The 13,970-nt window shown below is 58.6% G+C and carries 9 protein-coding genes; 4 read left to right on the top strand and 5 right to left on the bottom strand.

Translation table 11 applies throughout. The annotated features are described in order from the left end of the window. Positions 1-96 precede the first annotated feature (96 nt). A complete protein-coding gene (locus tag ACZ495_RS09920; RefSeq protein WP_464262172.1) occupies positions 97-3,009 on the bottom strand; it encodes an insulinase family protein in 2,913 nt (970 codons plus the stop codon). A gap of 310 nt (positions 3,010-3,319) precedes the next feature. Here ACZ495_RS09920 and rpsB point away from each other — a divergent pair, with 310 nt between their 5' ends. From rpsB to ACZ495_RS09905, 3 genes are all read left to right on the top strand, one after another. Then, the gene (rpsB, locus tag ACZ495_RS09915; protein ID WP_012623990.1) at positions 3,320-4,096 is read left to right on the top strand and encodes a 30S ribosomal protein S2; all 777 of its coding nucleotides are present in this window, start codon (positions 3,320-3,322) and stop codon (positions 4,094-4,096) included. Positions 4,097-4,234: 138 nt separating this feature from the next. Then, complete coding sequence (gene tsf / locus ACZ495_RS09910) at positions 4,235-5,095, top strand: translation elongation factor Ts (RefSeq protein WP_012623991.1); 861 nt, start codon at positions 4,235-4,237, stop codon at positions 5,093-5,095. A gap of 282 nt (positions 5,096-5,377) precedes the next feature. Further along, on the top strand, positions 5,378-6,961 hold the full coding sequence (locus tag ACZ495_RS09905) for a TerC family protein (RefSeq protein WP_012623992.1): 1,584 nt from the start codon (positions 5,378-5,380) through the stop codon (positions 6,959-6,961). A gap of 349 nt (positions 6,962-7,310) precedes the next feature. On the opposite strand, the gene ACZ495_RS09900 is transcribed toward ACZ495_RS09905, so the two are convergent. Next, positions 7,311-9,068, bottom strand: coding sequence for a methyl-accepting chemotaxis protein (locus tag ACZ495_RS09900; protein ID WP_296984217.1), 1,758 nt, complete (start codon positions 9,066-9,068; stop codon positions 7,311-7,313). Positions 9,069-9,269: 201 nt separating this feature from the next. Continuing rightward, positions 9,270-10,487, bottom strand: coding sequence for a bifunctional nucleoside/nucleotide kinase/histidine phosphatase family protein (locus tag ACZ495_RS09895; protein WP_296984219.1), 1,218 nt, complete (start codon positions 10,485-10,487; stop codon positions 9,270-9,272). A 77-nt stretch (positions 10,488-10,564) separates the two neighbouring features. Here ACZ495_RS09895 and ACZ495_RS09890 point away from each other — a divergent pair, with 77 nt between their 5' ends. Further along, complete coding sequence (locus tag ACZ495_RS09890; protein ID WP_012623995.1) at positions 10,565-11,257, top strand: aspartate/glutamate racemase family protein; 693 nt, start codon at positions 10,565-10,567, stop codon at positions 11,255-11,257. 798 nt (positions 11,258-12,055) lie between these two features. Here the strand turns inward: ACZ495_RS09890 and tyrS are convergent. Beyond that, on the bottom strand, positions 12,056-13,252 hold the full coding sequence (tyrS, locus tag ACZ495_RS09885; protein WP_012623996.1) for a tyrosine--tRNA ligase: 1,197 nt from the start codon (positions 13,250-13,252) through the stop codon (positions 12,056-12,058). A gap of 175 nt (positions 13,253-13,427) precedes the next feature. Beyond that, positions 13,428-13,676, bottom strand: coding sequence for a hypothetical protein (locus ACZ495_RS09880; RefSeq protein WP_464262171.1), 249 nt, complete (start codon positions 13,674-13,676; stop codon positions 13,428-13,430). Positions 13,677-13,970: the final 294 nt, after the last annotated feature.

The following is a 13,970-nucleotide window of genomic DNA, read 5'->3' as shown; positions in this document are numbered from 1 at the left end:
GGTGGAAAACACTGTGTTGCAATCTGTGTTTCGGAACCGGTCCCGGCGAACGCCTGTCAACTCGCCTGCCGAAACCGGTCCCGTTCAGTATCCTTTTTAGATCAGTCTGCTGCTTTCCCACCCGTGTTCCGCTGCGGCAGCCTCTGCCCGGGGGCCGCCAAGCACGCAGATATGTCCCTTGGCGGCGGCTTCGGCCAGCACTTCCGCGAAATCACGGAAGTGCTTTTCGGTGGTGGAAAGGATTTCCTCGCGCATAAGCGCGCGGGCGGCGTCCGTATCGTTGGTGAGCCAGCGGGCCAGGGACTGCGCACCCTTGGCGTCGGGCAGAAGGTAGCTGTCCAGATCGCCGATGGCGCCCACTATGGCCTGGGTAAGCTGGGCCTTGTCGGGCGTGAAGCCGCGCAGGAAGTCGGCCATGCCGTCAAAGGCCTCCAGGGTGGCTTCCACATTGGGGTCGCGATAGGAGGCGCAGACAAGGGTGCCGCCCAGGCGGTCCAGGTTGCAGAATGCCCCGTATGCGCCACCGCGCACACGCACACGCTCCCACAGGTAGCCCATGCGCAGGTAGCGCAGGATAACACTGGCAGAGCCGTGATATATATAGCCCTGATCATAGATGTTGGCGGCCTTGCCCACATAGTTGATCTGCGCCGGAGCGATGAAGGCTTCGGCCGCAGGCAGGCGCATGGGGGTTTCGCCAATGCCGCCTGCGGCGCCGGGACGCAACTGGGGCAGGGCCTGCAACAGGCGGCGGGCGTGGCTTTCAGCCTGGGACAGGCCGGAAGCCTCGGCGGTGCAGTCAAAGACCGCGCCGGGGCGTGCCACGATGCGGTTGCGAAGCTCTTCAAGGTCGGCCATGACCGTCTGCGGCTCTTTTTCCATACGGCCAAGCATGGCGCGCACGCTTTCAAGGTAGCTCAGGCCCGTGGTGCGCTCGGCCAGAGCGCCCGCGCCGGTGTAGCGCGCCCGCAGGCGCGCGCTTACGGCCGCATGCCCGGCGGACTGAAGGGCGTTTTCCAGGCGGGCCTTGGTTTCAAGCAGCATCTGGCCCACGCGCGCTTCGATGACCTTCTTGTCGGCCAGAGGCTCAAGCAGGATTTCATGTATGATGTTAAATAAATCAGGTAGCTTGTCATACACTGTCTTACCGGAAACGGCCAGATAGCTCACGGTTTTGCGGCTTTCGCGCACGGTACCCAGCAGGGGGTCGGCCCCCACGCCGCCGGTCTTGGCGGCCATGAGCGCCCCAAGCTCCGTAAAGTCGCGTCGCGCCGTACCCATTTCCGTGAGGCTGCGGGCAAAGAGCGGCAGCAGGGGAACAAGGCGGTCAGGCACGTTATCCAGCGGCAGCAACAGGGTGGTGTAGGCAACGCCCTGGGTGGGAAGTTCGTGGCTCAGGATGGCCTCCGGCACTTCCACCACATTGCGGGGGATGGGGGCGTTGTGCGCCGGCAGGTCTTCAAGCCCGAGAGCCGGAATGGTCGCCAGTGCCTCCGGGCTGTCGGGGGCGCTCTGCACTTCTTCAAGGCGCCGGGTGTCGGCGGCCACGGCTGCGCGTTCTTCGGGACCAGCTGCGGCCTGCACCGCATCCATACGGGCTTTTTCCGCTTCATCGCGGGCTTTGCCAAGGCCCGTATCCGGCAGCAGCACCACGGTGGCGCGATGGTTGTTGTTCAGGAACCAGTCTTTGATGGCCTGTTCAAATACGGGTTCGCCTGCCTGGATACGCTTTTTAAGGGCAGCCAGGGGAGCCTCCCACGCCAGGGGAGCCAGGGGGTCGCCGTCATACAGCCAGGTGGACAGCGACTGGATCATGGCTGAAAGCCCGCGCGGGAAACGGCCGGAATTGTTTTCACGGTAGGCGAATTCCACCGTGTTGACGGCAGCTTCCACAGCGGCAGCGGGAATGCCTTCTTCAGCCAGTTGGGCCAGGGTTTCAAAAATGAGTACTTCGGCCGCCGGAACGTCCCGGGGGGCCACGCCCTTGAGACCGGTGGAGTAGTACATCTGGCGGAGGTCTGTTTCCAGCCCGCAGCCCGTGGTGTCTTCACCAAGGCCCGAGGCGATGAGCGCCTTGCGCAGGGGGGAGCCGGGCAGCCCTTCAAGGATGTGCTCGAGCATCTCCATCAGCAGGGCCTGATCCACGTCGCCGCGTTCGCCAAGCAGCCAGTTGACCGTGAACAGGGCGCGCTTTTCACCTTCGGAGGCTGCATAGGGCACTTCGATATGGCGCGGTGTGTCGAGACGCTTTTGCAGGGGAACAGTGGAATCCACAGGACGTGCCGTGTATTTTTCCAGAGCCTGGCCTGCAAGGCGCAGCCGTTCAGCTTCCGGGTCATCGCCCCAGAAGAAAAAGCGGGCATTGCTCGGGTGATAATAGCGGCTGTGGAAGTCGCAAAACGCCTCGTAGGTAAGGTCGGGAATGCACTGGGGATTGCCGCCGGAGTCAAGGCTGTACAGCGTGTCGGGAAAAAGGGACTGCTGGCTCTGCTCGGCAAGCACGGAGTCCGGAGAAGAGTACACGCCTTTCATTTCATTATAGACAACGCCCTTGTAGGCCCAGGGGCCGTCCGCAGATGGGGCATCCACATGCCAGCCTTCCTGCTTGAAAATGTCTTCGTTGATGCGCGGATGAAAAACGGCGTCGATATAGACATCAATGAGGTTGTAAAAATCGCGCAGATTGCAGCTTGCAACCGGGTAGCAGGTTTTGTCCGGAAAGGTAAAGGCATTGAGGAAGGTTTGCAGGGACCCCTTGAGCAGTTCCACAAACGGTTCCTTGACGGGATATTTGTCAGACCCGCAGAGGACGGAATGTTCCAGGATATGGGCCACGCCGGTGGAATCGGTGGGCGGCGTGCGAAAACTCACGCCAAAGCATTTGTTTTCGTCCGTATTGCTGATGGAAAGCATCTGGGCGCCGGTAGCTTCGTGCCGCCACAGACGGGCGGTGCCGTCCACTTCGCGCAGTTGCTGTTCGGTGATCAGGGTAAAGCCGTGGTTGTTCATGTTTTTTCCTGCGGATATTTTTTGTCTTGCATTTTTTGCGGCAGATGGACCTTAACTATAAGGGCTGCTTCAGACTTTGAAAAGGGGCGGTCTGCCTGCCGCCATTTTTTGCGGAAAGCCCGCATCAATGCTTGCCAAGCCAGCGGTGATCATGTATGTACACCCTTTCCATCAAGCACACCCAGGCAGCGGCCCGGGGTGCCCGGCGGAATGCCGCGTGTGGCGGCGTTCATACTCGTGCTTCAGGCGCGACGCCGGGTTGCAGGGTCAGGGCGTGGGTGGAAGAAAACAACCCTTTGGAGGAATCCCCATGGCTTACGTCAGCATGAAGCAAATGCTGGAAACCGGCGTGCACTTCGGTCACCAGACCCGCCGCTGGAATCCCAAGATGCGTCCTTACATTTTCGGCGCGCGCAACGGCATCCATATCATCGACCTGCAGCAGACCGTAAAGCTCTTCCGCATTGCCCACGACAAGGTGGTGGACATTGTGGCCAAGGGCGGCAAGGTCCTTTTCATCGGCACCAAGCGCCAGGCCCAGGAGGCCGTGGCTGCTGAAGCCGGACGCGCCGGACAGTTCTTCGTGACCAATCGCTGGATGGGCGGTACGCTCACCAACTTTGTCACCATCCAGAAGAGCGTTGACCGCCTGAAGAAGCTTGAAAGCATGTTTGCCGACGGCAGCATCAACCGCTACCAGAAAAAGGAAATCCTGCTTCTGGAACGCGAGCTTGCCAAGCTGGAAGAAACCCTCGGCGGCATCAAGAATATGGATCGCCTGCCCCAGATTGCCTTTATCATCGACCCCCATCGCGAAGACATCGCCGTCAAGGAATGCCGCAAGCTTGGTATCCCGATCATTGCTGTCACCGACACCAACTGCGACCCCGATGTCATCGACTATATTATTCCCGGCAACGATGACGCCATCCGCGCCATCAAGCTTTTTGTGGCCGCCTTTGCCGAAGCCTGCATGGAAGGCGAAGCTATGGGCAAGGACCACAAGGGCGAAACCGCCAACGCTGAAGAAGCCATGCAAAAGGCTGCCGCTGTTGAAGCTGCTGCCGAGGCTGCTCCCGCCCAATAGCCGGTTTTCTGCTTTCGCATTCCTGGGGGCAGCGCAACCTGATTTATGGCTGCGCTGCCCCGTTTTGGATGCACCTCTGCAATTCAGGAAGTAATTTTGATAACTCCGGCTGCAGGCCGGACGCATTTGGAGAATACAATGGCTGCTATCACTGCTCAGATGGTGAAAGAACTGCGCGAAATGACCGGCGCGGGCATGATGGACTGCAAGAAAGCCCTGGTGGAAGTAGAAGGCGACCTGGAAAAAGCTGTTGACTGGCTGCGCCAGAAGGGCATGGCCAAGGCTGCCAAAAAGTCCGGCCGCGCCACCAGCGAAGGTCTTGTAACCGTGGCTCTGAGCGATGACGGCAAGACCGTGGCCATGGCTTCGCTGCTGTGCGAAACCGACTTTGTGGCCCGCGGCGACCAGTTTCAGGACATGGCCGCCAAGGTGGCCAAAAGCGTGCTGGACAACGCCCCCGCCGACGCCGCTGCCCTTGAGGCCCTTATGGGTGAAGAAGTGACCCAGCTCATCGCCTCTGTGGGCGAAAACATGCAGCTCGGCAGGTTTGCCCGTCACGTCAAACCCTGCGAAAGCTCCCTGGTGGGCCAGTACATCCACGCCAACGGCAAGATCGGTGTGCTGGTTTTCCTGACCTGCGGCAAGGCTGAAAGTGTCGACAAGCCCGAAGTGCAGGAGCTTGCCAAAAATATCGCCATGCAGGTGGCTGCTGCCAGCCCCATGGCTCTTGATGCCGCAAGCCTTGACCAGGCCGCTGTGGAACGCGAGCGCGAAGTGTATCGCCAGAAGGCTCTGGAAGAAGGCAAACCCGCCAATATCGTTGACAAGATTGCTGACGGCGCGGTGAAAAAGTTCCAGAAAGAAGTGTGCCTTATGGAACAGCCCTACATCCGCGATGACAAGAAGACCATTACCGATGTCGTGCGTGAAACGGGCAAGGCCGTGGGCGATGAAATCACTGTTACCGGCTTTGAACGCATCCAGCTCGCTGCCGAGTAATGACATCTGACTTGTCCGAGCCGGAGCAGCCTGCTGGTCCGGCCATATGCCGGGCGTTTTTGAGCGCATGCTTGCAACGGCATTCCGGTTTTCCGCTTTCCTGTCACGTCCGGCGCGTCCTGCGCCTTGCAACGGAAGCCGAGAATCACCTGATGCCGATGGCAACGGCAATTTACTGACAAAAGGGGGCTTTCGGCCCTCTTTTGTCTTTTTTTTCGGTGGCAGTGGGCCGCCGCATCCGTCATTTCGCAAGAAGGGGCAACCGCCCCGGAGCGTGACACTATGTTCGACTTTTCATGGGTGACACACCTTTCTGCCTGGGCCGGCCTGGGTACACTTGTACTGCTTGAAGTGGTGCTCGGGGTGGACAACCTGGTTTTTATTTCCATTCTTGTCGGGCGCTTGCCCGGTGAGCGCAAACGGCAGGCTTTTCTGGTGGGCCTTGGGCTGGCCCTGCTTATGCGCATGCTGCTTCTTACCGTCATGGCGCGTCTGGCCACGCTGACCACCCCTCTGTTTGAACTGGGGGGGCACGGTTTTGCCGCCCGCGATCTCATACTCATGGCCGGGGGCGTTTTTCTGCTGCTCAAGGGTACAATGGAGCTGCATGACCGGCTGGAAGGCCACAGTGGCCGGTATGCCGGGGACTCGGGGCATCATGCGGATTTCTGGCAGGTCATCTTTCAGATAGTGGTGCTGGACGCCGTATTCTCCCTTGATTCCATCATCACGGCCGTGGGCATGGTGGAGCATGTGACCATCATGATGCTGGCGGTGGTCATCGCCATGGGCATCATGCTGCTGGCAGCGGCTCCGTTGCTCAATTTTATGGAGCGACATCCTACAGTTATCGTATTGTGCCTCGGTTTTCTGCTGATGATCGGCCTGAGCCTGCTGGCCGATGGCCTGGGTTTTCACATTCCCAAGGGCTACATGTACGCGGCCATTGTCTTTTCCATCATGGTGGAAGCGTGCAACCAGTGGGCCTTGCGCAACCGGCGCAGACGCTTCAGCATGCGCGACATGCGCGAATCCACGGCCCGCGTGATCCTGAATATTCTCGGGGGCAACGCCCCGGGGCAGGGCGATGCCCAGCTTGATGCCGCGGCCCTGGCCGGGGGAGAAAAGGAGCAGCTTTTCGCGCCCAAAGAGCGGGATATGCTGGCACGGGTCATACGTCTTGGCGGGCGCACGGCACGGTTCATTATGATTCCGCGCCAGCGTGTGAACTGGCTGGACAGCAATGCCGACCGCAAAACCGTGAACCGGTATGCCGCTTCGTCGCGTCTGGCCTGGCTGCCCGTATTGCGGCGTGACACGGACGAGGTGCTCGGCGTGGTACATCCCGGTGATATCCTTGAGCGCGGCGACTGCTCGCCCGACGGCAAGTGGGATCTCAAGTCTTACATCCGGCCAGCGCCCACGATTTTTGAGCACACGCCCCTGCATGTGATTATGGAGGATTTTCGCACACATCCCACGCCCCTTTCTTTTGTGCGGGATGAGTACGGCAGCGTGGTGGGCGTGATTACCCCGGCGGAACTGTTGAGTGTGCTGGCCGGGCAGATGGGCGACATGCCCGCCGGGCCGGAGGCCTGCCGCCGTCCTGACGGCAGCTGGGTCATGCCGGGACGTCTTACGGTAGACCTGTTCGCAAGCTGGCTGGGCATCAGCCTGCCCAAGCGCCTGTCCAGCGCTACTCTGGCGGGCTTTATTCTGGAGCGGCTCGGTCGCATTCCTGAAAAGGGCGAGCGCCTGCACTATCAGGGGTGGGAACTGGAAATTACCCGTATGGACAAGCGTCGCATTGATGAGGTGCGCGCCGTGCGCATGCTGACCCCGCCGGGCAAAGGCAGAAAAAAATGAAGGGGTGCGTGAGCGATGGGAATGCGCCTACATCACGGGAAGACGCATGCGCAGAGATGGAGGAGCAGTATTTGTTCTTCGAGAAGGGGTTTTGTCGCCCTGCGGACGCGAAAGTCCTTTTCAGTTTATTTTGGGCCGTCTGCGCGGCGGCGGCTCCGGGAGCTTCCCTTCCCGGGGGCGGGTGATCTCCCTGCGCGCCGCGCAATACCATCATTTGCTTTCACCCTGTCGCCAATATGACTGTAGGGCGGCTCTGCCGACCGTTAAGGAATCATTTGAAGGGGTGATTACTCTAACGGATGCGGGTGAAGGCCCCTTTTGAAAAAGGGGCCTTCACCCGCAAGACATGTTAACGGCTGCCTTCAGCCTTCATGTCATTGATAAGGCTCTGCAACACCTGAGACTGTCTCGCCAGTTCCGCGGTGGCCTGCGCGGCCTGTGCCATGGCGGTGGCCGTCTGGCTGGAAATGGCCGCAACCTGTTCCACAGAGCGGTTGATTTCGTCGCTGGCCGCGGACTGTTCTTCGCTGGCCGTGGCGATGGAACGCACCTGATCGTTGGTCTGGTCTACCAGAGCAACAATGCTGTGCAAGGTTTCGCCGGACTGGTTGGCCAGGCTGGTGGCCTCCTGAATCGTACCGATGGACACATCCACCCCGGCCACACTTTTGCGTGTGCCTTCCTGAATACCGCTGATGACCTGGCCCACTTCATGAGTAGCGGTCATAGTTTTTTCAGCCAGCTTGCGCACCTCGTCGGCCACTACCGCAAAGCCCCTTCCGGCCTCGCCGGCCCGGGCGGCCTCAATGGCGGCATTGAGGGCCAGCAGGTTGGTCTGGTCGGCAATGTCGGAAATCACGCTCATTATCTGCCCGATACCTTCGGCCTGATGGCTCAGGGTGTCCATATCCTGCTTGATTTCCATACTTTGCCGTGAAACTTCGTTGATGCCCTGCACCACGCGGGACACTATGGCAGCCCCTTCCTGCGCCTGCAGGTGGGCCTGGTCAGACATTTCTGAGGCGTGCCCGGCGTTGCTGGCAACTTCGCGCACGGTGGCATTCATTTCTTCCATGGCGGTAGCCGTTTCGCTGACGCGTTGTGACTGTTCATCCGCGCCACGGCTGGACTGTTCGATCTGCGCCGAAAGCTCTTCGGAGGCGGAGGTCAGGATACCTACCACTTCTTCAAGCTGTTGTGCTGCTTGCAACATCCCTTCGGCTTTGGCACGTTCTGCGGCGGCCTTGGCGGCGTGTGCTTCCTGAGTGGCTATGTTGGCCTGATCGGCCTGACGGGCCGCTTCAGCGCTTTTTTCTTCGGCTTCGGCGATTTTTTCCTTCATGGTACCGACCATGTTCTGCATCACATGATATACGCCCCCGGCTGTTTTTTGCGGCCTGAACGTCACATTGAGGTTGCCGTGTGCGATCTCGCCCGCCACTTCGGCCAGGTAGCCGGGGTCTTCGCCAAGCTGGCGCATGATGTTGCGGGTGAGCAGAATGCCCATGGCGATGGAAAGCAGAATGCCTGCACCCAGAGCCACATAGAGAAGATAGCTGGACGAATCAGCCAGTTCGGCATTTTTCTGGGCCAGCAACCTGCCCTGCTCAAGCTTGGAGGCCACAAGGTCGCCAATGGCGTTCTGGTAGGCGGTAGATATCTCCCATCCCTTTCCGGTAAGCAGGGCATAGGCCTGGGCCTGCCTGCCATCACTTGCCAGAGACATGACATCGTCTGTCATGGTGCGGAAGTCCTGACGGCGCAGCTTGTATTCCGCCAGGATCTTTTGTGCTTCAGCAGAAATCAGGCTTGATTCCACCTTGGTAGTACCGCTGTCGATAATGGCCCGGTATTGGGGAATTTCTGTCCGTACGCGCTGTTTTACGGCATCTTCATCCGTGGTGACAAAGGTCAGCAGGTCCAGACGGATACGCTGGAAATACACCGACATGTTTATAAGGTCGCCCATAGGTTCCGCCGAGCGTGTATACAAAAACGTGTCGGCCTGGCTCATGTCGTGCAGGCGGGAGTCGGCAAAAATACCCATGGACAGCGTGATCAGGGCAGAAAGGAGAAAACCTGCCAGAAGTTTAGCTTGTAATTTCATAGTAATTTCCTTGGATTTTGCCGCTTCACTCGGCGGTTAATATTTTCCAAACCGCATGAACAGATGTATTTTGAGGGAGTATGCGTATGAAGCGGCCTGAATGCCCCTGACGGGACATGGGAAAGTGGCTTGGCACGCAGGCTAATACCGTTTCGCGCAAAAAGAGTAAAGCTTATTGTTAGGGACGCAAGGGCAAAACCGTTAAAAAATTTCTTCCTGATAGGGAATGCGTTCAAAAACCTTGCGTCGCGGAGTCATGCTTATATGATAATACTGATTTTGCGGTATGTAGATATAGGGTACGTCTTCGCTGCGCTGCTGCAGGAAAAGGGAAAGCAGTACCCGGTTGACAGCCTGATGTCCCACAATCACAAGCGGGGTGTCGCCGGCAAGAAACAGGGCGCGCCGCAGTCCGCGCTGCACGCGCTCGCGCAGCATGGCGTAGCTTTCGCCATTGGGATAGGCGTATGTGTACTTGCTGGCATTGCGCCCGGCGGTCACTCCGGGCATTTTTGCGCGGATTTCGCTGTACAGCATACCTTCGCAGTCGCCGGCCCATATCTCGTCAAATTCCTTGAAGGCCATGACATGAGCGCCGGGGTGTCCCGCCAGCAGCGGCGTGGCGGTTTCGTGCGAACGCAGGCGGGTTGAGGTAAAGACCCAGTTTATGTCCTTGTGGCGCATGTGCCGTGCCAGAGCCTTGGCCTGGCTGCGCCCTCTGGCAGTCAGGGGCGGGTCGCCGCCGATGCGCCCGCGCACGTTGAATTCCGTCTGGCCGTGCCGCGCAAGATACAGACAGTGAACCCAGGCGCTGACCACGATTTCGCGTATGGCAGGATAATAGGGCGAGCCTTCGCAAGGGCGCTCGCCCAGAATGCGGTTGGCGGTGGAGTCTACGCAGAGCCAGAATTTTTCCTCTTCCAATGGCTCATAAATGGCCTCATAATAGCTTATGCGCTTCATAAAGCTTTGCAGGGCTTCATCTTCGCTGTAGGCGGCGTATTCCGGCAGGGTGGCCTTGCGGCGTATGCATGCCTTGAGGAGCAGCTGGTCTTCATTGACACATTCCACAAACAGCACAGGATGGTCGGTAAGCGTTTTTTCAATAAGAATACGTCGTGCGCGGCTTACGTTGGTGGCGTCCAGAATTGCCACCTCGCCTTCGGCGGCCAGCCATGTCCGGGCAAGTTCCATATTCCGGCGGCAGATCATCTCGCGTGCTTCGCGGCCCGATTCGTTGGCGGGATTGTAAAAATCCGGATTTGTGGATTCCGCGCCCATAAGCGCACGGCGCATGTCGCCGTTATTGAACAGTCTGGCCTGAATGCCCTCGGCCAGCAGCCCGTCACGGATGCGTTTTGCCAGAGTGGATTTTCCTCTGGCGGGCAGGCCGACCATGGCTACATAAAGTTTTTGCATACGCCCTCCATTGCCAGAGTAAGATAAATTATCATGAAATAAAAGCGGGTGTGCCAATACCCGGAAAGGAGCATAGTATGAAAGTTATCGGTCTTCTGGGCGGTATGAGCTGGGAAAGCACGGTTTCATACTATCAGATTATCAACCGTGTGGTCAGGCAACGCCTTGGCGGTCTGCATTCGGCAAAATGCCTGTTGTACAGTGTGGATTTTGCCGAAATTGAGGCCTGCCAGGCCGAAGGCCGCTGGGATGAGGCGGCGGCCGCCCTGGCCGGGGGCGCCCGGCGTCTTGAACGCGGCGGCGCGGATTTTTTTCTGATCTGCACCAATACCATGCACAAGGTGGCTCCCCAGGTGGCAGCGGCCGTGCAGATTCCCCTGCTGCACCTGGCCGGGGCTACGGCAGATGAACTGCTGCGCCGGGGCATGACCAGGGCTGCCTTGCTGGGAACGCGCTACACGATGGAAGAAGATTTTTACAGCGGAGTTTTGCGGCAACGGGGCATTGAGGTTCTTGTGCCTGATGCCCAGGACCGGGGCATGATAAACGATGTGATTTTTCAGGAATTGTGCCTGGGGCGCATTGAAGACGGCTCACGCCGCAAGATGTTAACGGTTATCGAGGGCCTCCAGGCCAGGGGCGCACAAGGGGTTGTGCTCGGCTGTACAGAGATCGGCCTGCTGGTGCAGCCGGAACATACGGATGTTCCCTTGCTGGATACCACCCTGCTGCACGCCACGGCAGCGGCGGAAATGGCGTTGGGCCGCTGAGTGGCCCTTGCCGGCTTTGAGCGCCTGCATGAGTGCAACCGGCGCGTGGGCAGGGTGGGCAGCCTGCGCAAGAGCTGTTTTGCCAGGAATTGCGCCTCTGTCGGCCTGAGGGAAAGGCCGTTTTGGCTGCCCAGGGTTGCGCGGGCAACGCCTGCCACGAAAACGTGAGCCGGTTGGCCGTTGCGGGGGCTTGCCGACGACGCAGCGTCTGCGCGTTTGCGGCGGCCCCGCAACGAGCGCTATTAGAGCAATTAACGCTTCAAATGATTGCTTAACGGTCGGCAAAGCCGCCCTAGAATAATTTGACGACAAGGATTTGGAGACAAATTCCTGTAGAATATTTCAAGTGTGAAATGCTCTACAGCAGATTAACTTTGCGAATATACATTTTCAAAGTCCAACTCAAAGTCTGAGGTATGCTCACTTCGGGGTTTAACAGCGCAGATAAACTGCGCTTCCGTAGCGGGCGTCTGCTCACACAGCTGTCAGAGCAATTTAAAGGTTAATTTACTCTAATTTGGGGGGAATACGTATTACAGGGCGATAATGCCGAAAGGCCCGTTCCAGTTCAGGATGTACCCGCGGGTACTGGTCCTGTGCTGTAACGGGCCTTTTACGGTCAATAAACAGGAATTATCGCAACGGCGCCCTGTTTCGGAGCCGTTTTTTTTGAAACTGTTCCGGCGCGTGGGCGCAGGCATCCGCCACAGGGGTGTTCAATGCCGCTTACGCGCTGCCGGACGCCGGAGTGAGTTTACAAATGCAGGGCGGCATATGCTCAGGCATGTGTAAACTGTGTTAGCTGACCAGCAGCTTCAAAAAGCGCTTTTTGCCCAGTTTGATCACATATTCCCCGGCGGACAGGGGCGTTATGGCGTCGTCGCAGCGTTGCCCGTCGATGGAGAGTGCTCCTTCCTTCATGAGGCGTTTGGCCTCACCGCGGCTTTTGACCAGGCCCGCGGCTTCAAGAAAGACCGGAGGGGTGCTGTCTTCGCCGTGCGCGCACTGGTGCTCGGGCATTTCGTCAGGTACGCCGCCATCCGCAAAGACCGCATTAAAGCCCTGCTGGGCTTCGTCGGCGTCTTTCCGGCTGTGGTAACGGCTGACCATTTCGTGGGCCAGCGTTTCCTTGGCGGCTTTGGGGTGCACCGTGCCGGTGGCCACATCCGTCTTGAGGGTGGCGATATCTTCCAGGCTTTTGGTTGAAAGCAGTTCGTAGTAGCGCCACATGAGGTCGTCGGAAATGGCCATGATCTTGCCGAAAATCTCGGAAGGCGCTTCGTCAATGCCGATATAGTTGCCGTAAGATTTTGACATCTTGCGTACGCCGTCAGTGCCTTCAAGCAGGGGCATGGTGAGAATGCACTGGCTTTCGATGCCATAGTGGGCCTGAAGATTACGGCCGACCAGCAGGTTGAACTTCTGGTCGGTGCCGCCCATCTCCACATCGGTCTTGAGGCATACGGAGTCATACCCCTGGCAGAGGGGATAGAGAAATTCGTGGATCGAAATGGGCCGTTGCTCGCGGAAGCGCTTTTCGAAATCGTCGCGCTCCATCATACGGGCGACGGTATAGCTGGATGCAAGCTTGATAAAGCCGGTGGCGTCGAGCTTGCCGAGCCATGCGGAGTTGAAGGCCACTTCGGTCTTGGCGGGGTCAAGGATTTTGAAGACCTGTTTTTTGTAGGTCTCGGCATTGGCGAGCACCTGCTCTTCAGTGAGCGGGGGGCGGGTTTCAGAACGGCCCGAAGGGTCACCGATGCGCCCGGTGAAATCGCCGATAAGAAAGACTACATGGTGGCCCAGTTCCTGAAAGTGACGCATCTTGTGCATGACTACCGTATGTCCCAGATGCAGGTCGGGGGCGGTGGGGTCAAAGCCCACTTTGATGCGCAGGGGAGCGCCGCGCAGGATCTTCTTGCGCAGTTCGTTTTCGTCGATCAGTTCGGCCACGCCGCGCTTGATGGTAGCCATTTGGCGGTCAATGTCGGTCATTTGCCCTATCCTCATGTACCGGCTGCGGTAATAAATCTGTTGCGGTAAAAAATTCGGCACAGAACCGATGTTCTGTGCCTGACTTGGACAGGTGACAGTAGCCTCAACGCGGCGGAGGTGTCAAATTTTTCATTCCCATACACGGGCAGGCAGGGCGCGGCCGGGGCCGCCCCCACTACATGCCGAGCAGCGCGAAAACGCGGCTCTGGCTCAACCCGCCATGCACGGAGAGCGCGGCCACGTTGTCATGGGCGATCATGTTCAGGGTTTCGTCCATAACGGCATCCACCTCATGATCTTCAAGCAGCTGGGGGGTGCTCAGATTGACGATGTCCTGTACGGCTGCGGGGGTGGAGCCGGAATCGTCCTTGCCGGGCAGGGGAAACGCAAAGGCATTGAATTTGTTGAGTCCGGAAATTTCCATGGCAGTGTCCTCATATATGGCCGCGAAGGCGGGTGTGGTCAGATTTTCCGCACAGGGCGGATGCGGAAAAATATGCAAATTAAATGCCATTGCCTATGTATGAAGACCACCGACCCTCTGCCTCCCGCCGTGCAGACGATTCAAACGAAGGCCATAAGGGCACTTCAAACGCTGGCTGTTATGAAGGAAAGATGATTTGCGCAAAGATTGGGTGGCGCATTGTCCGCAGGTACAGACAGGAGGGCAGCATTTTCTGCCGGTCCGGCTGTTTTTGGCCTGACTGCCGCCAGTTCG

This window comes from Desulfovibrio sp. GTC20076, assembly GCF_055385905.1.
This window is presented reverse-complemented; position numbering and strand designations above follow the sequence as displayed.